Raw genomic sequence first — 19,457 nt, forward strand, 5'->3', positions numbered from 1 at the left:
CCGCCACCCCTGCCCGCACGCCGTGCGGACCGAGGCGACTCGGTCTTGGGGGCGGGGCTAGAGTGTGGCAACGGCATCCACCATCTGATGCCGGGTTCCGGTGACCTGCCGACCGCGATATGAGGGCATGGGTACTCGGGAGCGCAAAGTACGAATATAGCCGCATCGCGCCACGCCGCGCAAGTGCGGATGCTTGCGCCGCCCCGCGGGGTCCGGTATACGAGGCCACGGCCTCCCGGATCGATCCGACCGGGCCGGGCGCGGAGCCCCGCCGTCCCGCCGCCGCGGCAGACTGGTCGGATGCAGGAACGCACCGGCCGCCGACGCGGAGACGACTCCGAGCACCCCCGAGCCGTGCTCGCCAGCGGGTACACCGCGCGGATCGAGCCCGACCGCCACTCGCCCGAGGCGGCGACCCTGGTCGTCGACGGCACTCCGCAGTCGCACGTCGACCTCGCGGATCCGACGCACCTCTCCTTCGAGTACGTCCGCCGGATCGGCCATGCGATCGACCTCGTCGCCCCCGAGGGCGACAGCGTCACGGCGCTCCACCTGGGCGCCGGAGCGCTCACCCTCCCCCGTTATGTCGCCGCGACCCGGCCGGGCTCGCGCCAGCAGGTCGTCGAGATCGAGGGCGCTCTGGTCGAGCTGGTGCGCGAGGCGCTCCCGCTCCCCCGCGGGGCGCAGATCCGCATCCGCCAGGGCGACGCCCGCGAGGTGCTCGGCAAGCTGCCGCCCGGGCTGCGCGGCACGGTCGACGTGGTCGTCGTCGACATCTTCTCGGGCGCGCGCACTCCCGCGCACGTGACCAGCGCCGAGTTCTACGGGGCGATCGCGCCGCTGCTCGCCCCCGGCGGCCTGGTCGCGGTGAACGTGGCCGACGGCGGCGCGCTCGCCTTCGCCCGCGCCCAGGCCGCGACGCTCGCCTCCGTCTTCGCGCACACCGCGATCATGACCGACACCCAGATGCTCAAGGCCAAGCGCTTCGGGAACGTGGTGATGCTCGCCTCGGCCGATCCGCTGCCGCTCGACGGCCTGCCGCGGCGCCTCGCCTCCGACCCCGCGCCCTCCAAGCTGGTGCAGGGGCGGGAGCTCGAGAACTTCATCGCCGGCGCCCTCGTCGTCACGGACGAGACCGCCACCCCGTCGCCGCTGCCGGCGCGGAGCATCTTCCAGGTGCGACGGGGCTGACCCGGGCCGCGCGTCGGGGCGCCGTCCGGGGACCCGCCGGTACACTCGACGCCGGGGTCAGCGACCCCGACCGTCCTCTCGTCCGCCGCGCGCGACGATCCGGATCCGCACTCCACGAGGAAGCATCGCCCTGAGCATCATCATCCGCCACGACCCCGCGACCCTCCACGAGGAGATCGACGTCGACGCCGCCCAGGAGCGCCTGGAGGAGATCGGCGCGCTGCGCAGCCTCGCCGCGCTCACCGAGAAGGCGGAGCTGCTGCGCCTGCTCGGGCGCGTCGACGAGGCGTGGGACCTCGCGAACGAGGCCGTCCGCCGCACCCGCTTCTCCGGCGACCGCGCCGAGCTGCTCACCGCCCGCGTCCGCCGCGCCCGCCTCATGCAGCTGCGGGGCCGCACCGACGAGGCCCTCTCGGAGCTCGCGCTCTGCGTCGAGGAGGCCCGCACGCACGAGTGGCACCTCGAGCACTCCTTCGCGCTCAAGCACCGCGGCCTCACCTTCTTCGAGCTGGGCGAGTACGGCCGGGCGATGCGCGACTTCGACGCCGCGACCGCCCTCGGCGAGCGCGTCGGGGTCCCCGAGGAGGAGCTCGAGGTCGCGCGCCTGGGCTACGCCGCCGCCTCCGAGTTCCAGGACGGGACCGACCGCGAGGCCCGCACCGACGGCACCGCCCGCGGCCGCCGCCGCGCCGACGGCGACGAGTCCTAGGCAGCGCCACCTGTGGCCGACCTCGAGGACGTGGCCCGCTGGGCCGACGCGCTGATCGAGGAGCACCTCGACCCCTCCTGGTCCTTCGCGCTCGACCACGCGCGCACCCGCGGCGGCGCCTGCCACTGGACGCGCCGCCGGATCACGGTCTCGCGCCACCTCGCCGCCCGCTGGAGCGACGAGGAGGTCCGGCAGACACTCCTGCACGAGGTCGCTCACGCGCTCGCGGGGCCCGACGCCGGGCACGGACCGCAGTGGCGGCGGATCGCGGCGCGGCTCGGCTACACGGGATCGCGCACCCACAGCAACCCGACCGCGGACGAGCTCGCGCCGTGGGTCGGCACCTGCCCGGGCGGACACCTCTTCTACCGCCATCGCCGGCCCACCCGGCCCCTGGCCTGCGGCCGCTGCGCGCGCCGGTTCGAGGCCGCGAACGCGATCCAGTGGCGGCGCCGACCGGTCCCGGCGCCGTGACCCCGGACGAGGCCCCGCACGGCGGGCGCACGCCGGTCACCGGGCAGTGGCTCCCCGAGGCCGACGGCCGGCGCTGGTGGTTCGACTCCGGAAGCCTCGCACTCGACTTCGCCACGACCGGAGCACTGCCTCCGGGAGCGGCCGAGCACCTCGACTCCGACGCCGCCCTGGCCGCCTGGCTCGCCGAGCGCTTCGAGGCGGTCGGCCCCGAGAGCCGGGACGCGCGCCTCGACGACGCGCTGATGCTCCGGGGCGCGATCGCCCGGCTGGCCGTCGCGGCCGAGGCCGGCACCGCGCCCGACCCGCGCGACGTCGACGTGGTCAACCTGGTCGCGGCGATGCCCGATATCCCGCCGGTGCTGAGCGGCGGATCGCGGCAGGCAGGACGGCTCCACGCGGCGGGCAGGCAGGCGCTCGCGTCCATCGCCCGGGAGGCCGTGGGGCTGCTGGGTCCGGCCGCGACCGGACGGCTGCGGCGCTGCGCGGATCCGGAGTGCCGGATGCTCTACCTCGACACGTCCCGAGCCGGGTCGCGCCGCTGGTGCTCGATGCAGCGCTGCGGGAACCGGTCGAAGGTCCGGGCCTACCGCGCGCGCGCCGCCGCCCCGCGCGGCTGACGCACCGCCGCGGCACCGGGAGCGGCGCCGCGGCGGGACGGGTCAGTCGGAGACGCGGACCGAGCGGTCGAAGGCGACGTAGCCCGAGAAGTCCTTGCCGACGCGGTCGAACGCCGTCGGGTAGGGGTGCGGGTACGACCAGGCCTTGTCCTTCTGCAGGCCGTCGCCGGTCTGCACCGAGAAGTACTGGCACTCGCCCTTCCACGGGCAGGTGTAGGGCGTGGGGCTCTCGACGAGCACGCCCTCGGCGATGCTCGACGGCGAGAAGTACCAGTTGCCCTCGATCGAGATCAGGTCGGAGTCGGGGGCGTCGGCGAGGACGACGTCGTTGAGGACGGCTTTCATGCGGGCCAGCTTTCGGTCGGGGCGGGGGGCGGAGGGACCGCCTCCGCCGAACGCTACGCCGGGGGCGGGCGAGTGGTCGAGGCGGCGGCTCGGATCCGCAGGGGCTTGTGCGCTCCGCGGACGCCCTGCACCGCTCGGAGGCCGCGCCCGCCGGAGCGGCGGGTCAGCGGAGGACCGCCACCTCGTCGACGGCGTCGACCCGGGCGGCGGCGCGGACCTCGTCCGCCCGCCCCTCGGCGGCGAGCAGGCGGCCGGACTCGGACGCGGTGAGCAGATGCGCGCACGCCCGGCGCAGGCCCTCGTAGGACGCGCAGGCCACCGCGGCCTCGGGCGAGACGTGGTCGATGCCCAGCCCGATGAGCGCGTCGACGACGGCGCCGGCCGCCAGCTGGTCCTCCATCGCGAACCGCGCCGCTCCGCTGTCGTCGACGTCGCCGAGTGCGATCACGTTGACGCTGGTGCGCCCGCCGTTCTCGTGCTGGCGCTCCAGGATCCAGCGGGCGACGGCCGAGCGGTCGGCCAGGCCCGCGCGGACGACGCGGCCCTCCACTCCCCCGAGGTCGGGGCTCTCGCCTCCGGGCAGAGCGTCGACGAGCACCGTGACGTGGGCGGGGGCGAGCACGCGGAGGGCGCGGGCCCCCCACTCGAAGCGGATCTGGTAGGTCGACTGGTCGACGGAGGCGGCGGGAGCGGTCACCCTGACACGGTAGCGAGCCCCGGAGGCGCATACACGTCCGGGGCTCCGCGCGCACCCGGTTCCCGCGCAGGGGCGGGCGGAGGAGGATGTCCCTCGTGAAGGTGATGCTCAAGCACGTGCTCGACACCGACGCCGACTCCGCCTGGCGCGCCCTGCAGAGTCCGGCCGTGTTCCGGGAGGTGATGTCCCCGCTCCTGACCGCCGCGTCGCTGGACGAGGGCGGCTTCCGCCCGACCTGGGGGCTCGGCTCCCACGAGGTCGCGATGGATGCCCTCGGGATCGTGCCGATGGGCGCGCAGGAGATCGACCTCTCCTACCGCCGCGTCCCCTCGATGCCCGACGTGCGGATCCTGCGCGACAGCGGCGGGCCCCTCACGGGCTCCCTCCGCCTCATCACCGCGTGGGACCACCGCATGGCCGTGGCCCCGCTCCCTGACGGGCGCACGCTCTTCCGCGACCGCCTCGAGTTCTCGGCGGGCCTCGCCTCGGCCGCGCTCTGGCCGTCGATGTGGGCGTTCTGGCAGTGGCGCGGCATCCGCATCCGCTCCCTCGCCCCGTCCTGGCGCCACGATGTCGGTGCCGACACCCGCCCGCGCGGGGAGTCCGCCGCATGAGCCCCGACGGTGTCGCCGAGGAGGAGACCGAGCTGTCGCGCTCGGAGCTCCTGCGCCTCCAGTGGCCCTCCGCCGACGAGGAGGAGCAGGACGACGACGGCGTCTCGCCCCGCCGCCGCCTCACGAACGCGGTCGAGGTGTCGGACTGGCGCCGCCACGTCCAGGCCCTCTACGCGGAGGTGCGCCGGCTCTCGAACGTGGACCTGCTCGCCGCGCACGCGTCCTGGATCCGCGGGCGCAACGCGCTCTTCGCGCAGCACCCCTCCACCCCCCTCCTCCCGGCCGACCGTGCGCACTTCCGCTCGCTGCCGATCGCGCCCTACGACGCGGCCTGGCGCTTCGAGCTCGAGGTGGCCCCCGCCGAGGAGGCGCGGCGGATGGACGTGGAGACCGGCACCGACGGCACCGTCCCCTTCGAGCTGATCGGCACGGTCGAGGTGCCGGACGCCGGCAGCCTCGACGTCTGGCGCCTCGCGTCCTACGGCGGAGGCCTGTTCCTGCCGGTCAAGGACGCCCTCGCGGGGACACCCGGCGGCACCTACGGCGGTGGCCGCTACCTCCTGGACACCGTGAAGGGCGCCGACCTCGGTCCGGGCTCCGCCCCGGGGACGCTGGTCCTCGACTTCAACTTCGCCTACAACCCCTCCTGCGCCTACGACCCGGCCTGGGCCTGCCCGCTCGCCCAGGCGGGCAACCGGCTGCCGGTCGAGGTGCCGGTCGGCGAGCGCTACCGGGGCTGACACCGACCCTGGACGTTCTCGGAGGGGCGGCCGATAGCCTCCGGGCGGCGCCGTCGTGCGCCGGAAAGCAGGAAAGCCGCATGCCCCGTCCCGTCCTCCTCGTCACCGGAACCTCCACCGGCATCGGCCGCGCCACCGCGATCGAGGCCGCGCGCGCGGGCTGGCGGGTGGTCGCCACCGTGCGGGATCCGGAGCGGGCGGAGGGCCTGCGCGCCGCCGCCGCCGAGGCCCGCGTCGAGCTCGACCTGCGGGCGCTCGACGTGACCGACGCGGACTCCGTCGCGGGCTGCCTCCGCGCCGTGGAGGAGGAGCTCGGCGGTCTCGACGCCCTCGTGAACAACGCCGGAGCCGGCCACCTCGGCACCCTCGAGCTGGAGGATCCGGAGGAGCTGCGCCGCGTGATGGAGGTCAACTTCTTCGGCACCGTCGCGGTCACCCGCGCCGCGCTGCCGATGCTGCGCTCGTCCCGCGGCCGCATCGTCACCGTCTCGAGCGTCGGCGGCGCGATCGGGCAGCCGTTCAACGAGGACTACTGCGCGGCGAAGTTCGCGGTCGAGGGGTTCTTCGAGGCACTCGCCCCCGTCGCCGCCTCCGTCGGCGTCCACGTGTCGCTGATCGAGCCGGGAGCGGTCCGCAGCAGCTTCGTCGAGAACGTCGGCGTCGACGCGGCGGCGATGCTCGCGCAGGCCGGCCCCTACGCGCCGGCGCTCGGCGCCTACCTCGACCGCGCCGCGTCGTCCTTCTCCTCGACCCACGCACAGGACCCGTCCGACGTCGCCGCCGTCATCCTGAAGACCCTGCGCGACCCGGAACCGGCCTTCCGCGTGCAGACCTCGGACTGGGCGGGCGACTTCGTCGGGACCAAGCTGAGCGACCGCGACGGCTCCCGCGTGCAGGCCGCGATGCGCGGATGGATCGGCATCCACTAGAGTGGGATGGTGCGAGCGCAGCGACTGCGCTCCCCCGCGTCGTAGAACGCCCCTTGTCCCCTAGGACTCTGACCGTCGAGGATCCGTCCCGACCATCTGGCGCACGTGCATGAGGCCCCCGGCCGCGCGCACCGAATCGTACGGCGAACGGATGTGACCACCGTCACCTTCGCCCGAACGCCGATCACCCGCGCCCCGGCCACCGCCCGCGCGTCCTCGATCGGCATGATGCCCCCGAAAGGCACCACTCCATGTCGAACACCCCCCTCTCCTTCAGCGCCCTCGGCGTGCCGGCCCCCCTCGTGGCCGCGCTCACCGCGAGCGGCATCACCGAGCCCTTCCCGATCCAGGTCGACACGCTGCCCGACACCCTCGGCGGACGCGACGTCCTCGGCCGCGGCAAGACCGGCTCCGGCAAGACCCTCGCCTTCTCCATCCCGATGATCGCCCGACTCGGCGGCTCGCTCGCCGGCGGACGCCGCCGCCCCGGCCGCCCGCTCGGACTCGTCCTCGCGCCGACCCGCGAGCTCGCCACGCAGATCACCGCCGCGATGCAGCCCCTCGCCGACGCGTACGGCATCGTCACCACCACGATCTTCGGAGGCGTCTCGCAGCAGCGCCAGGTCGCCGCGCTCAAGCAGGGCGTCGACATCGTCGTGGCCTGCCCGGGCCGCCTCGAGGACCTGATGAAGCAGGGCTTCGTGAACCTCGACGCCGTCGAGATCACCGTCCTCGACGAGGCCGACCACATGGCCGACCTCGGCTTCCTGCCGGTCGTCACGCGCATCCTCGACAAGACCCCCCGCGGCGGGCAGCGCCTGCTGTTCTCCGCGACGCTCGACAACGGCGTGGACAAGCTGGTCAAGAAGTACCTCCAGAACGAGGTGCTCCACTCGGTCGACGAGGCCAACTCGCCGGTCGCGCTGATGACCCACCACGTGTTCGAGGTCGACGGCCTCGACGCCAAGAACGCTCTCGTGAAGACGCTCGCGTCCGGCACCGGCCGCCGCATCCTCTTCATGCGCACCAAGCACCACGCGAAGAAGCTCGCCAAGCAGCTCACCGGCCAGGGCATCCCCGCGGTCGACCTGCACGGCAACCTCTCGCAGGTCGCCCGCGACCGGAACCTCGCCGCGTTCGGCGCCGGCACCGTCAAGGTCCTCGTCGCCACCGACGTCGCCGCCCGCGGTGTGCACGTCGACGACGTCGAGCTCGTCATCCACGTCGACCCGCCGATGGAGCACAAGGCGTACCTGCACCGCTCGGGCCGCACCGCCCGCGCCGGCAGCGAGGGAGACGTCGTCACCGTCGTCCTGCCCACGCAGCGCAGCGACGTGAAGACCCTCCTCCGCAAGGCCGCGATCCAGGTCGCGCCCCAGCAGGTGACGGCCGACTCGGCCGCCGTCGCGAAGCTCGTCGGCGACGTCGCTCCGTACGTCACCCCCAGCGCCGTCGTCGAGCCCGTCCGCGGCCAGTCGCAGGGCGGACGCTCGCAGGGCGCCAACGCGCAGCGCAAGCGCGCGGCCCGCACCGAGGGCACCGCCGCACCCCGCGGCGGACGCTCGACGGGTGCCGCGACCGGCGGAGGCGACCGCCCCCGCCGCGACCGCACCGCCGCCGAGGGACCCGCCCGCGGCGGCGCCCGCGGAGGCCGCAGCCGCTCGGCCGCCGGTGCCCCCTCGACCTCGGGCGGATCGCGCTCGTTCTACAGCACCGCGACCGGCGGAGCGGCCTCGGCCGCTCCCGCCCGCGAGTCCGCCGGCGGCGGCGCCCGCCGCGGCGGCCGCCGCGCGCAGGGCTGAACCGTTTTGTGCGCCGCGTAGCGGCGCACCGCGGTCGGCTTCAAGCATGGTCGCGACGCGCAGAGCGTGTCGCGACCGGCTAGGCCGATCCGCTCGCACGCGGATCGACCGTTCGCCTCGCGGGGAGCGGCTGGTCCGGGGGCTGAGCGTTCGGTGATCGCACGTCAACGCTCGTCCTGATCAGGGCGCCGACATCACGAAGGGCCGGGGCCCGCGACTTCTGGTCGCGGGCCCCGGCCCTTCGTCGTTCACGCTTCACCTCTTCGAGCGGAGTCCCGCACAGGGAGCTCCGGAAGTCCTCACCGCGTCCTGATCAGGCGATCCCCTGCTGCGCCGTCGTCGGGCAGGGGCGCCGCCTCTCCTCGCCCGGTCACAGAGGTCCGGTGGACGCCGGATCCACGAGCCGAACGGCCGGGTCGCGTGCCGGCGGATGGGTCCAGGCGGACGCCCGACACTCCAGCCGGCCCGCCATCCTTGCGCACCGATAGCGGCGCGCAGAAGGGAGCGCCGCGGCCGATCCGCGCCGCTAGGACAGGCGGCCGACGGAAGCGAGCGCGGCGCGGATCAGCGCGCCCCGCCCGCCCTCCATCTCGGCGGAGATCGCGTCGGAGCAGGCCTCGTCGGGGGTCATCCAGGTGAGCTCGAGGGCGTCCTGGCGGGGGTCGCAGGTGCCGGTGACGGGGACGACGTAGGCGAGGGAGACCGCGTGCTGGCGGTCGTCGGTGAACGGTCCCATGCCGGGCATCGGGAAGTACTCGGCGACGTGGAAGGGGAGCGGGCTCGCCGGGAGGAGGGGGAAGGCCATCGGGCCGAGATCCTTCTCGAGGTGGCGGAACAGCGCGTCGCGCAGCGTCTCGCCGTACATCACGCGGCCCGAGACGATCGTGCGGGTGATCTGGCCGGAGGGGGTCGCGCGCAGGAGCACGCCGACCTCGGTGACCTGCCCGAGCCCGTCGACCCGGACGGGCACGGCCTCCACGTACAGCAGCGGGAGCCGCCGGCGGATCTCGGCGAGTTCGTCGTCGGACAGCCACCCGGAGTTCGGGTCAGGGGTGCGCACGCTCATGCAGCCATTCTCACCCTTCGCGGCTGGTGTTCCGACCGGCGGCGGCGATCCCGCACTCAGGGGGATGATGGTGCGATGGGAATCGACGCGAACGCGGTGCTGTGGTCCTCCTCCGAGCGCGACCGCGTCGGCAGGCCCCTCCTGGTGCTGCTGCACGGCTACGGCTCGCACGAGGGGGACCTGTTCTCGCTCGGCGCCTACCTGCCGCTGGAGCCGGTCCTCGCGTCCCTCCGGGCGCCTCTCGCCCTGGGCGGCGGGGCGAACGCGTGGTGGCCCCTCCGTGTCCCGCTGGTGCCGGACGAGCCGCGGGCCGATCCCGAGGCCGTCGAGGCGGCGGCGGCCGGTGTGATCGAGTGGCTCGACGGTCTGGAGCACCCGGGCCCGGTGGGGCTGCTGGGCTTCTCCCAGGGCGCCGCGCTGGCGGTGCAGCTGCTGCGGCGCGCGCCGGGCCGCTTCGCCTTCGCGGTCGCTCTGTCCGGGTTCGTGGTCCCGCTCGCCGAGGGCGACGACGCGGACGAGCGGCTCGCCCGCGAGCGTCCTCCGGTGTTCTGGGGCCGCGGGACGCTCGACACGGTGATCCCGGAGGAGCTCGTGCGGGACGCGGCGGCCTGGTTCCCGGAGCACACGGCGCTCGACGCCCGGGTCTACGAGGGCGTCGCCCACGGAGTCGGGCAGGCCGAGCTCGCCGACATCGGCACGTTCGTGCGTCTCTGCTTCGCCTGACGGGCGGGCTCCCCCGCGTCAAGGGCTCGCCCCCGGGCCGCGACCCCGGCAATGTCGGAGGTGGCAGGGAGGATGGGTGCATGCCGGACGTCCTCGAGCGCTTCTCCCCCGCCACGCGCGCGTGGTTCGAGGGCGCGTTCCCGGCGCCGACCGCCGCCCAGGAGGGCGCCTGGTCGGCCATCTCGAGCGGAGCGCACGCCCTCGTGGTCGCTCCCACCGGCTCCGGCAAGACGCTCTCGGCCTTCCTCTGGGCGATCGACCGGCTCGTGCAGGGCCCGCCGCCGGAGGATCCGCAGCACCGCACGCGCGTGCTCTACGTCTCGCCGCTGAAGGCTCTCGGCGTCGACGTCGAGCGCAACCTCCGCTCGCCGCTCGTCGGCGTCACCCAGACGGCGCTGCGGCTGAGCGCCGAGGGCATCGGCACCGCGCCGGCCACGGTCACCGTCGGGGTGCGGTCGGGAGACACGCCCGCCGCCGAGCGGCGCGTGCTGCAGAAGACGCCGCCGGACATCCTGATCACGACCCCCGAGTCGCTCTACCTCATGCTCACCTCGGCGGCGCGCGAGTCGCTCCGCGGCGTCGAGACGGTCATCGTCGACGAGGTCCACGCGGTCGCGTCGACCAAGCGCGGGGCGCACCTCGCCGTCTCCCTCGAGCGGCTCGACGCCCTGCTCCCGAAGCCGGTGCAGCGCATCGGCCTCTCGGCGACGGTGCGCCCGCGCGAGGAGGTGGCCCGGTTCCTCGCCGGCCGCTCCCCGGTCGCGATCGTGGCTCCGGCGTCCGAGAAGCAGTGGGACCTCAGCGTCGTCGTCCCGGTCGAGGACATGTCCGAGCTGGGGACGGCGGCTCCGCAGGACGGATCGACGATGGGGGCCACCGGTCCGCAGAGCGGGTCGATCTGGCCGCACGTCGAGGAGTCGATCGTCGACCGGGTCCTCGCGCACACCTCCTCCATCGTCTTCGCGAACTCCCGCCGTCTCGCCGAGCGGCTGACCGCCCGGCTCAACGAGATCTACGCCGAGCGCCGCGAGCTCGCCGCGGAGCGGGCGCGCGAGGCGGGCGAGCCCGTCGCCGTCGGGGCCCTGCTCGCCGAGACGGCCTCCTCCTCCGTCCGCCGCTCCCCGGCCGAGGCGATGGGAGCGGCCGGGGGCACGAGCGGCAGCGGGCAGTCCGCGCCCGACGAGGAGCCGCTGCTCGCCCGCGCCCACCACGGCTCGGTGAGCAAGGAGCAGCGCGCGATCATCGAGGACGACCTGAAGTCCGGCCGCCTGCGCTGCGTGGTCGCGACCTCGAGCCTCGAGCTGGGGATCGACATGGGCGCGGTCGACCTCGTCGTCCAGGTCGAGACGCCGCCCTCGGTCGCGAGCGCCCTGCAGCGCGTGGGTCGAGCCGGCCACCAGGTCGGCGAGGTCTCGCGCGGGTCCTTCTACCCCAAGCACCGGGCCGACCTTCTCCACTCCGCCGTGACGACGGAGCGGATGCGCTCGGGCCTGATCGAGGCGATCGCCGTCCCCGCGAACCCGCTCGACATCCTCGCGCAGCAGACCGTCGCCGCGACGGCCCTCGAGAGCCTCGACGTGGACGACTGGTTCGACACCGTCCGCCGCAGCGCCCCCTTCGTGTCCCTGCCCCGCTCCGCCTACGAGGCGACCCTCGACCTGCTCTCGGGCCGCTACCCCTCCGACCAGTTCGCGGAGCTGCGGCCGCGCCTCGTCTGGGACCGCGACGCGAACACGCTCACCGGCCGGCCCGGCGCCCAGCGCCTCGCCGTCACCAGCGGCGGCACCATCCCCGACCGCGGGCTCTTCGGCGTGTTCATGGTCGGCGAGCCGGGCTCGACCGGCAACCGCGTCGGCGAGCTCGACGAGGAGATGGTCTACGAGTCCCGCGTCGGCGACGTCTTCGCGCTCGGAGCCACCAGCTGGCGCATCCAGGAGATCACCTACGACCGCGTGATCGTGACGCCGGCGTTCGGCGAGCCCGGGCGCCTCCCGTTCTGGAAGGGCGACTCGCAGGGGCGCCCCGCCGAGCTCGGCGAGGCGATCGGGGCGTTCACCCGCGAGGTGGGCGCCGCCGCCCCCGAGACGGCGCGCGAGCGCTGCACGGCGGCCGGGCTCGACGAGTACGCGACCAACAACCTCCTCTCCTTCCTCGACGAGCAGCGCCTGGCCACCGGGCAGATCCCGGACGACCGCACCCTCGTGCTCGAGCGCTTCCGCGACGAGCTGGGCGACTGGCGGCTGGTGCTGCACTCCCCGTACGGGATGCAGGTGCACTCGCCGTGGGCGCTCGCCATCGGCGCCCGCGTCCGCGAGCGGCACGGCGTCGACGGAGCGGCGATGGCCGGGGACGACGGCATCGTCGTGCGGATCCCCGACACCGAGTCGGAGCCGCCGGGCTCCGAGCTGTTCCTGTTCGAGCGCGAGGAGCTGGAGCAGCTGGTCACGAGCGAGGTCGGCGGCTCCGCCCTCTTCGCCGCCCGGTTCCGCGAGTGCGCGGCGCGGGCGCTCCTGCTCCCGAGGTACAACCCGGGCAAGCGCTCCCCGCTCTGGCAGCAGCGGCAGCGGGCGGCGCAGCTCCTCGACGTCGCCCGCACCTACCCGACCTTCCCGATCATCCTCGAGACCGTCCGCGAGTGCCTCCAGGACGTCTACGACCTGCCCGCGCTGCTCCGGCTCGCCGCACGGCTGGACGGGCGCGAGCTGCGGATCCTCGAGGTCGAGACGCCGACCGCCAGTCCGTTCGCGCGGTCCATGCTCTTCGGCTACGTCGCTGCCTTCATGTACGAGGGCGACAGCCCGCTCGCCGAGCGCCGCGCGGCGGCGCTCTCGGTCGACGCGACGCTCCTCGGCGAGCTGCTCGGCCGGGCGGAGCTGCGCGAGCTGCTCGACCCGGCCGTCCTCGCGCAGATCGAGCGCGAGCTGCAGCGCGTCGAGCCCGAGCGCCGCCTCCGCGGGCTCGAGGGCGCCGCCGACCTGCTCCGGCTGCTCGGCCCGCTGACGCTCGACGAGCTCGGGGAGCGCCTGGTCGACGAGTCGGTCGCCTCGGCGGACGTCGCGAAGGCGCCCGCGATCGAGCGCGCGGTGCTCGAGGCCGACGTCGCCGCGCTCGTGAAGGCGAAGCGTGTCCTGCCCGTCGGGCTCGGCGGCGAGCAGCGGTACGCCGCGATGGAGGACGCCTCCCGGCTCCGCGACGCTCTCGGCGTGCCCCTGCCGATCGGCGTCCCCGTCGCCTTCATCGACCCCGTCCGCGATCCGCTCGGCGACCTCGTCGCCCGCTACGCGCGCACCCACGGCCCCTTCACCGCCGCCGCCGTCGCCACCCGCCTGGGCCTCGGCGTCGCGGTCGTCACCGACACCCTGCGCCGCCTCGCGGGCGAGCGTCGCGTCTCGGAGGGCGAGTTCCGCCCCACCGGCACCGGGACCGAGTGGTGCGACGCCGAGGTGCTGCGCCGCCTGCGCAGCCGCTCTCTCGCCGCGCTCCGCAAGGAGGTGGAGCCGGTCGACGCGGCCGCGTACGCCCGCTTCCTCCCCGCCTGGCAGCACGTCGGCGGCTCGCTCCGCGGCATCGACGGCGTGGCCTCCGTGATCGACCAGCTGGCCGGCGCGCCCATCCCCGCGTCCGCGTGGGAGTCGCTGATCCTGCCCGCCCGGGTGCGCGACTACTCCCCCGCGATGCTCGACGAGCTCACCGCGACCGGCGAGGTCCTCTGGGCCGGCGCGGGCACCCTGCCCGGCAACGACGGCTGGGTGAGCCTCCATCTCGCCGACACGGCAGGGCTGACCCTCCCCGTCCCCGCCGCCGAGTCCGTGACCCTGACCGAGCTCCAGCAGGAGATCGTCGGCGTGCTCGGCTCGGGCGGCGGCTACTTCTTCCGCCAGCTCTCCGACGCGGTCGGCTCCACCGACGACGCGGGCCTCGTCGAGGCCCTGTGGGAGCTGGTCTGGGCCGGGCTCGTCACGAACGACACCCTGGCGCCGCTGCGCACCCTCGTCGGCTCGACCGGCGGCGCCCACCGCCAGCCGCGCGCCCCCGCCCGCGCTCGCGCGCCCCGGGGCCGGATGACCGCCCGTCCCACGATGGCCACCCGCGTGGGGCCGCCGACCGCCGGCGGCCGCTGGTCGATCGTGCCGCTCGCGGAGTCGGACGCGACGATCCGCGGGCACGCGCTCGGCGAGACGCTGCTCGAGCGGTACGGGATCGTCACCCGCGGCTCCGTGCAGGCCGAGGGCGTCCTGGGCGGCTTCGCCCTCGCCTACAAGGTGCTGAGCGGCTTCGAGCAGCAGGGCCGCGCCCGGAGGGGCTACTTCATCGAGAAGCTGGGAGCAGCGCAGTTCGGCACAGCCGGCAGCGTCGACCGGCTCCGCACGTTCGCCCCGCAGGACGAGGCGCAGGAGCGCTCACGACCGGTGCTCGCGCTGGCGGCGACCGACCCCGCCAATCCGTTCGGCGCCGCTCTGCCGTGGCCGCAGGGCGAGGGGCACCGCCCCGGTCGGAAGGCCGGCGCGCTGGTCGCCGTCGTCGACGGAGCGCTCGCGGTCTACCTCGAGCGCGGCGGCAAGACCGCCCTCACCTTCACCGCCGACGAGGCGGCCCTCGCCGACGCGGCCGGCGCCCTCTCGCAGCTCGTCCGCTCCCGCGGGGTCGAGAAGCTGACCGTCGAGAAGATCGACGGCGTCTTCGCGCTCGGCACGCCCTTCGGCGACGCCCTCGTCGCCGCCGGCTTCGTCGCGAATCCGCGCGGCCTGAGGATGCGCTCGTGAGCGCCGGAGGGAGCCCGCGTGCCCGAGGGTGACACCGTCTACCGATCCGCCCACAACCTCGCCGAGGCGCTGGACGGCGAGGTCCTGACCCGGTGCGACGTCCGCGTGCCGAAGTACGCGACGGTCGACCTCACCGGCGAGACGATCGACGAGGTCGTCCCCCGCGGCAAGCACCTGCTGATGCGGGTCGGCGACGCGCTGATCCACTCCCACCTCAAGATGGAGGGGAGCTGGCACCTCTACGCCCGCGGCGAGGGCGAGCGGCCGAAGTGGCACCGGCCGGCGTTCCAGGCCCGGATCGTCCTCGAGACCGAGGACTGGCAGGCGGTCGGCTTCGAGCTCGGGCTCCTCGAGATCGTCCCGCGCTCGGCCGAGGAGGACGTGGTCGGCTATCTCGGCCCCGATCTGCTCGGCGCCGACTGGGACGCGGACGAGGCGCTGCGACGCCTGTCCGCCGATCCGGAGCGGCCGATCGGGCTCGCGCTGCTCGACCAGCGGATCATGGCCGGACTCGGCAACGTCTACCGCGCCGAGCTGTGCTTCCTGCGCGGCGTGCTGCCCACGCGCCCGGTCGGCGGGAGCGGCGACCTCGTGCGCACCATCGCGCTCGCGAAGCGGCTCATCACCGTGAACCGCGAGCGGATCGAGCGCACGACGACCGGCAACCTGCGCCCGGGCCAGCAGCTCTGGGTCTACGGCCGCGACCGCAAGCCGTGCCGGCGCTGCGGCACTCCGATCGAGCGCGGCGAGCTCGGCGACGACGAGCTGCAGCTGCGGGTCACCTACTGGTGCCCGCACTGCCAGAGCTGAGGGGCTACTCCTCGACCGCGGAGCGGCGCCCGGGGACGTGCTTCTCGTGGACGCCGACGTCCGTCAGGCGCTCGATGCGGTCGACGTGGCGGCCGGGCTCGCCGCCGTCCGCGGCGATCCAGCTGCCGACGAGGAGGAACCCGTCGCGGCCGCCGGCCGTCAGCGGGCCTGTGATCGTGAACGACCCGAGCGCCGGAGTCGAGAACGCCACGCGCACCGGGTCTCCGTGCTCGAGCCCCTCGGCCGAGCGCTCCCCGCCGACCTCGTCGGCGTCCGGAGCCAGGCCGATGCTCTGGATCTCGGTCCCCGTGCCCAGGAAGACGTCCGCGACGACGAGCTCGCCGCCGACGGCCTGGCGGACGACCCCCTCGATCCCGTAGAGGCCGTAGCGCGGGGAGCGGACGAGGACGCGCACCGAGTCGCCGATCGCGACCTCGGCGAGAGCACTCCGGATCGAGGCGACGTCCCTCCGCGCGGGAGGGGCGGACAGGGCGTCGAGGATCGGGCTGGGCATCCGATCAGGGTAGCCGCTCCGGGAGCGCACCCGCCCGGCGGATCGGCGGCGGATCCCGGCCGGCTGAGGCGCCGGGTCGCATCGGCCGCCGACGCCGCGCGCGAGCGGCGGAGCACCGGCCGGAAGGCTCCGGCACCGCGAGACCCCGGCACTGCGGCGACACCGGCACCGCCGGGAGACGCCGATACTGCGGAGTCACCGGCACCGCCGGGAACGACGAAGGCCCCGCCTGAGCGGGGCCTTCGGACGATGCGGAGTCGGTGGGATTTGAACCCACGGAACCCAATAAAGGGTTCTCCACCTTAGCAGGGTGGTGCACTCGACCGGACTATGCGACGACTCCTGAGCGCCCGCTGGCGGACGCACGACGACCATCATAACCGCACGCGCGAGGGCCTCGCGACACGGGCGCCCGCCCCTCCGCGGGAGGGCGAGAAGCCGCCTACTGGTCCGACAGGGGCCGGCCGATCGTGCAGGTCTCCTGCTGCGCCGTCTGCCCGGAGACGTCGCTCGGGAGGGTGACCGGCCCGTCGGGTGCGCTCGTCGCGGGGGCGTCGGTCGCGGGGGCGTCGGTGGCCGGCGACTCCGTGGCCGCCGGAGCATTGGTCGCCCCGGGCTCCTCCCCCGTCGACTGCGAGCCGCCGCCGGTGGTGCCGCTCAGCGCGATCGGCTGGTCGGCGAGGAGCGCCGCGTTCAGCGCCGCCGCCGCGTCCTCGCTGGGGTACACGCCGTTGCCGTCGATGAAGGTCGGGTACTGCACGAAGACCACGTTCGCGAGGTCGACGTCCTTCACCGCGAGGCCGATCGACACGAGGGTGTTCACGTTCTCGAGCGAGGTGGAGAGCTGCATGTTCGAGACGGCCGCCTTCGCGAGGCCGTAGAGGTTCACCGGGTTCGAGAGCGTCGACGCGCTCTTCACCTTGCGCACCAGCGATGAGAGGTACACCTGCTGGCTCGAGATGCGGGTGAGGTCGCTGCCGTCGCCGACGCCGTGCCGGGTGCGGAGGAACGCCAGCGCCTCGGCGCCGACGAGCGTGTGCGTGCCCGCGTCGAGGTTCAGCCCCGTGTACTCGTCCTGGATCGGGGTGGCGACGCAGACGTCCACTCCGCCGACCGCGTTCGACATCTCGATGACGCCCTCGAACTGGATGAGCGCCGCGTAGGGGATCTCGAGCCCGGTCAGCTGCTCGACCGTCTGCACGGTGCACGCCAGCCCGCCGGCCTCGAGCGAGGTGTTGATCTTCGCCGAGTCCACCGCGTCCGAGACGGCGCCGGTGGCCGGGTCGGTGCAGGAGGGGATCGGGACGTAGAGGTCGCGGGGGAAGCTGACGACCTCCACGGTCGAGTGGTCGGCCGAGATGTGCATGAGCATCGTGACGTCGTTGAGGTTCTCGGCACGCTCGCCGTAGGCCCCGGCGGCCGATCCGTCGGCGCTGTCGCTGCCGGCGAGCAGGATGTTGACGCCGCCCTCGATCGCCCCGATCTCGGGCACGTCGCCTCCGCCCGAGTCGATCCCTAGGTCGACGGACGGACGCGCGCTCCCGGCGATCAGCGAGGCGGCGATCGCCACGATGCAGACCGCGCTGAGCACGCCGACGCCCACGCAGGCTGCGAGGATCCGCGCGGCGAAGCGCACGCCGCTCGGGCGGCGCAGGCGGCCGTGCCGTGCTGCTGTGGTCCGGGTGGACGCGCGTTCGCTCATCGGGTCGTACTCTCTCTCGGCTGCGGGACGCGTGTCGTCCCGGAGTCAGCGCGCGAGGTGGAGAGCACCCGTGGTGCCGCCCGCCCTCGGCTCAGCCGAAGAAGCCGACCGAGCAGGTCTGCTGGTCGGCGCTCTGGCCGGTGACCGATTCTGGCAGGGCAACCTTGGATCCGTCCTCGGGAGTCGCTGCAGGAGTGCCGGGTGCAGGAGTGCCCGGTGCCGCCTCGGCCGTCGCCAGCGGATCCGCGGTCGCCGGGCCCGACGGAGCGGCGGTGTCGGCCGGGGCCGCCGCCTCGCCCTCCACGGTCGCGCCGGCGCCCGTGCCGCCGGTGATGGCGATCGGCTGATCGGTCTGCAGGGCGCTCGCCAGGACGTCGCCCGCGGCGCGGTCCGGCTCCACTCCGCTCGGAGTCGCCCCGGTCGGGTACTGCGCGAAGACGACGTCCGCGAGGTCGACGTCCTTCAGCGCGAGTCCCATCTGGACCATCGTGTTCACGTTGTCGAGACCGGTCGAGAGCGTCATGTTGCCGAGCGCCGCCTTCGCGAGACCGTAGAGCGCGACCGGGTTGAGGAGGGTGTCCGCGCTCTTGATCCGGCGCACGAGCGCCGAGAGGAAGACCTGCTGGTTGCTGATGCGGGTCAGGTCGCTGCCGTCGCCGATGCCGTGGCGGCTGCGGAGGAACTGCAGCGCCGCCATGCCCTCGAGCGAGTGCACGCCCGGCTCGAGGTAGGTGTTCGTGTAGGGGTCCGCGATCTCGGTCGCGACGCAGACGTCGACTCCGCCGACCGCGTTCGACATCTCGATCACGCCGTTGAACTGCACGACCGCGCCGTAGTCGACCCGGACGCCCATGAGGTCCTCGACGACCCCCGCCACGCAGCCGAGGCTGACGTCGCTGCCCATCGCCTCGTTGATCTTGGTGTCGTACCGGGCGGGGATCGTCTCACCCGTGGCGGCGTTCACGCACTCCGGGATGTCGACGTACATGTCGCGGGGGAAGCTCACGACCGTCGCGTTGCTGTGGTCGGCCGAGACGTGCATCAGCATGTTGACGTCGTTGAGGACGCTCGTCTCCTCGTCGGGGTCGCCGTAGGCGTCGCCCTGGCCCTTCCGCGAGTCACTGCCGACGACGAGGACGTTGAAGCCGCCCTCGAGTGCGCCGATCTCCGGGGCGCCTCCGGCCTCGACGCTGGAGCCGGCCGCGCCCGGGTGCAGGTCGACCGAGGGCTGCACGGACTGGACGATCAGCGTCGCCGCGATCGCGACCACCGACACCGAGGCGACCACGCCGACACCGCCCACGAGGGCGGCTCCCTTCACCAGGGTCCGCGCGAGGGTGTGCCGCTTCTGGCGGCCGTGCCGCACGAAGGGGCGCGGCGTGCGCGGAGTGTCGCGAGTCTGTGTCGAAGGGCCCGTGCGGCGCATCCGTCTCCCGGTGTCGAGGCGTCAGTGGTGCGGAGGTGAGGGCCGGGCGTCGATCCCGGGCGTCGCGCAATCCTATACAGAGGGCTGGCGCGTTCCGAAGGAGAGCGGGCAGGCCTCCGTCGTCGCGCGCCAGGACGGGCGTCGGACGGCGCCGGCGGGAAGCGACGCGAAGAACGGGACTCCGCGGCGGACGGCGTGGCGGAGGGCGTGGGATTCGAACCCACGAGACGTTTCCGCCCACCAGTTTTCAAGACTGGCTCCATCGGCCGCTCGGACAGCCCTCCCGGCCGCTCCCGCAGGAGCGACACCCGATAGTAACCGCCGAGCGCGCGGGA

At 74.3% G+C, this 19,457-nt stretch carries 17 protein-coding genes and 2 tRNA genes; 11 read left to right on the forward strand and 8 right to left on the reverse strand.

The annotated features are described in order from the left end of the window. The first annotated feature begins 300 nt into the window (after nt 1-300). The 4 genes from C5C37_RS12015 (at nt 301) to C5C37_RS12030 (ending at nt 2,991) form a co-directional block, all read left to right on the forward strand. On the forward strand, nt 301-1,191 hold the full coding sequence (locus C5C37_RS12015) for a spermidine synthase (RefSeq protein WP_104338979.1): 891 nt from the start codon (nt 301-303) through the stop codon (nt 1,189-1,191). A 379-nt stretch (nt 1,192-1,570) separates the two neighbouring features. Further along, nucleotides 1,571-1,900 (forward strand): hypothetical protein, encoded by a 330-nt coding sequence (locus tag C5C37_RS17565; RefSeq protein ID WP_181027192.1) that lies wholly within the window; start codon nt 1,571-1,573, stop codon nt 1,898-1,900. Between the two features lie 12 nt (nt 1,901-1,912). Further along, entirely contained in the window at nt 1,913-2,374 is a 462-nt protein-coding gene (locus C5C37_RS12025; protein WP_104263210.1) for a SprT-like domain-containing protein, read from the forward strand. Beyond that, complete coding sequence (locus C5C37_RS12030; protein WP_104263222.1) at nt 2,371-2,991, forward strand: CGNR zinc finger domain-containing protein; 621 nt, start codon at nt 2,371-2,373, stop codon at nt 2,989-2,991. The genes C5C37_RS12025 and C5C37_RS12030 overlap by 4 nt, the downstream gene beginning before the upstream one ends. Before the next feature lie 42 nt (nt 2,992-3,033). Here C5C37_RS12030 and C5C37_RS12035 read toward each other — a convergent pair whose 3' ends face one another. Both C5C37_RS12035 and C5C37_RS12040 read right to left on the reverse strand, forming a co-directional pair. Beyond that, entirely contained in the window at nt 3,034-3,336 is a 303-nt protein-coding gene (locus C5C37_RS12035) for a DUF427 domain-containing protein (RefSeq protein ID WP_104338980.1), read from the reverse strand. 163 nt (nt 3,337-3,499) lie between these two features. Beyond that, on the reverse strand, nt 3,500-4,033 hold the full coding sequence (locus C5C37_RS12040) for a 2-phosphosulfolactate phosphatase (protein WP_104295958.1): 534 nt from the start codon (nt 4,031-4,033) through the stop codon (nt 3,500-3,502). Between the two features lie 86 nt (nt 4,034-4,119). Between C5C37_RS12040 and C5C37_RS12045 the strand changes: the two genes are divergently transcribed. The 4 genes from C5C37_RS12045 (at nt 4,120) to C5C37_RS12060 (ending at nt 8,118) form a co-directional block, all read left to right on the forward strand. Beyond that, the gene (locus C5C37_RS12045; RefSeq protein ID WP_104238079.1) at nt 4,120-4,647 is read left to right on the forward strand and encodes a hypothetical protein; all 528 of its coding nucleotides are present in this window, start codon (nt 4,120-4,122) and stop codon (nt 4,645-4,647) included. Further along, nucleotides 4,644-5,387, forward strand: coding sequence for a DUF1684 domain-containing protein (locus C5C37_RS12050; RefSeq protein WP_104233931.1), 744 nt, complete (start codon nt 4,644-4,646; stop codon nt 5,385-5,387). Before C5C37_RS12045 ends, C5C37_RS12050 begins: the two co-directional genes overlap by 4 nt. An 80-nt stretch (nt 5,388-5,467) precedes the next feature. After that, the gene (locus C5C37_RS12055; RefSeq protein ID WP_104338981.1) at nt 5,468-6,316 is read left to right on the forward strand and encodes an SDR family oxidoreductase; all 849 of its coding nucleotides are present in this window, start codon (nt 5,468-5,470) and stop codon (nt 6,314-6,316) included. 251 nt (nt 6,317-6,567) lie between these two features. After that, a complete protein-coding gene (locus C5C37_RS12060; RefSeq protein ID WP_104225114.1) occupies nt 6,568-8,118 on the forward strand; it encodes a DEAD/DEAH box helicase in 1,551 nt (516 codons plus the stop codon). A 526-nt stretch (nt 8,119-8,644) separates the two neighbouring features. On the opposite strand, the gene C5C37_RS12065 is transcribed toward C5C37_RS12060, so the two are convergent. Continuing rightward, nucleotides 8,645-9,184 (reverse strand): NUDIX hydrolase family protein, encoded by a 540-nt coding sequence (locus C5C37_RS12065; RefSeq protein ID WP_104225113.1) that lies wholly within the window; start codon nt 9,182-9,184, stop codon nt 8,645-8,647. Nucleotides 9,185-9,259: 75 nt separating this feature from the next. Between C5C37_RS12065 and C5C37_RS12070 the strand changes: the two genes are divergently transcribed. The 3 genes from C5C37_RS12070 to C5C37_RS12080 all read left to right on the forward strand — a co-directional run bounded on the left by C5C37_RS12070 (nt 9,260) and on the right by C5C37_RS12080 (nt 15,480). Continuing rightward, the gene (locus C5C37_RS12070; RefSeq protein WP_104273246.1) at nt 9,260-9,907 is read left to right on the forward strand and encodes an alpha/beta hydrolase; all 648 of its coding nucleotides are present in this window, start codon (nt 9,260-9,262) and stop codon (nt 9,905-9,907) included. An 80-nt stretch (nt 9,908-9,987) separates the two neighbouring features. Continuing rightward, nucleotides 9,988-14,670: an ATP-dependent helicase gene (locus C5C37_RS12075; protein WP_104338982.1), complete on the forward strand. Its 4,683-nt coding sequence runs from the start codon at nt 9,988-9,990 to the stop codon at nt 14,668-14,670. A gap of 18 nt (nt 14,671-14,688) precedes the next feature. Then, a complete protein-coding gene (locus C5C37_RS12080) occupies nt 14,689-15,480 on the forward strand; it encodes a DNA-formamidopyrimidine glycosylase family protein (RefSeq protein ID WP_104226773.1) in 792 nt (263 codons plus the stop codon). Between the two features lie 4 nt (nt 15,481-15,484). Here the strand turns inward: C5C37_RS12080 and C5C37_RS12085 are convergent, their stop codons facing one another. From C5C37_RS12085 to C5C37_RS12105, 5 genes are all read right to left on the reverse strand, one after another. Continuing rightward, complete coding sequence (locus C5C37_RS12085) at nt 15,485-15,994, reverse strand: hypothetical protein (protein WP_104338983.1); 510 nt, start codon at nt 15,992-15,994, stop codon at nt 15,485-15,487. Between the two features lie 252 nt (nt 15,995-16,246). Beyond that, a tRNA-Ser gene (locus C5C37_RS12090) sits at nt 16,247-16,337 on the reverse strand. A gap of 99 nt (nt 16,338-16,436) precedes the next feature. Then, entirely contained in the window at nt 16,437-17,696 is a 1,260-nt protein-coding gene (locus C5C37_RS12095) for an LCP family protein (protein WP_104226775.1), read from the reverse strand. A gap of 91 nt (nt 17,697-17,787) precedes the next feature. Next, nucleotides 17,788-19,017, reverse strand: a complete 1,230-nt coding sequence (locus C5C37_RS12100; protein ID WP_258059994.1) for an LCP family protein — start codon at nt 19,015-19,017, stop codon at nt 17,788-17,790. 301 nt (nt 19,018-19,318) lie between these two features. After that, nucleotides 19,319-19,406 (reverse strand) — tRNA-Ser (locus C5C37_RS12105). Nucleotides 19,407-19,457 lie beyond the last annotated feature (51 nt).

This window comes from Rathayibacter sp. AY1F9 (genome assembly GCF_002932155.1).
GTDB lineage: Bacteria > Actinomycetota > Actinomycetes > Actinomycetales > Microbacteriaceae > Rathayibacter.

Excerpts from the sequence above, each read along its gene's own strand:
- C5C37_RS12065 (WP_104225113.1), bottom strand. The coding sequence starts at position 9,184 with ATGAGCGTGCGCACCCCTGACCCGAACTCCGGGTGGCTGTCCGACGAC.
- C5C37_RS12035 (WP_104338980.1), bottom strand. The coding sequence starts at position 3,336 with ATGAAAGCCGTCCTCAACGACGTCGTCCTCGCCGACGCCCCCGACTCC.
- C5C37_RS17565 (WP_181027192.1), top strand. The coding sequence starts at position 1,571 with ATGCAGCTGCGGGGCCGCACCGACGAGGCCCTCTCGGAGCTCGCGCTC.
- C5C37_RS12050 (WP_104233931.1), top strand. The coding sequence starts at position 4,644 with ATGAGCCCCGACGGTGTCGCCGAGGAGGAGACCGAGCTGTCGCGCTCG.
- C5C37_RS12085 (WP_104338983.1), bottom strand. The coding sequence starts at position 15,994 with ATGCCCAGCCCGATCCTCGACGCCCTGTCCGCCCCTCCCGCGCGGAGG.
- C5C37_RS12070 (WP_104273246.1), top strand. The coding sequence starts at position 9,260 with ATGGGAATCGACGCGAACGCGGTGCTGTGGTCCTCCTCCGAGCGCGAC.
- C5C37_RS12095 (WP_104226775.1), bottom strand. The coding sequence starts at position 17,696 with ATGAGCGAACGCGCGTCCACCCGGACCACAGCAGCACGGCACGGCCGC.
- C5C37_RS12060 (WP_104225114.1), top strand. The coding sequence starts at position 6,568 with ATGTCGAACACCCCCCTCTCCTTCAGCGCCCTCGGCGTGCCGGCCCCC.
- C5C37_RS12055 (WP_104338981.1), top strand. The coding sequence starts at position 5,468 with ATGCCCCGTCCCGTCCTCCTCGTCACCGGAACCTCCACCGGCATCGGC.
- C5C37_RS12045 (WP_104238079.1), top strand. The coding sequence starts at position 4,120 with ATGTCCCTCGTGAAGGTGATGCTCAAGCACGTGCTCGACACCGACGCC.
- C5C37_RS12015 (WP_104338979.1), top strand. The coding sequence starts at position 301 with ATGCAGGAACGCACCGGCCGCCGACGCGGAGACGACTCCGAGCACCCC.
- C5C37_RS12075 (WP_104338982.1), top strand. The coding sequence starts at position 9,988 with ATGCCGGACGTCCTCGAGCGCTTCTCCCCCGCCACGCGCGCGTGGTTC.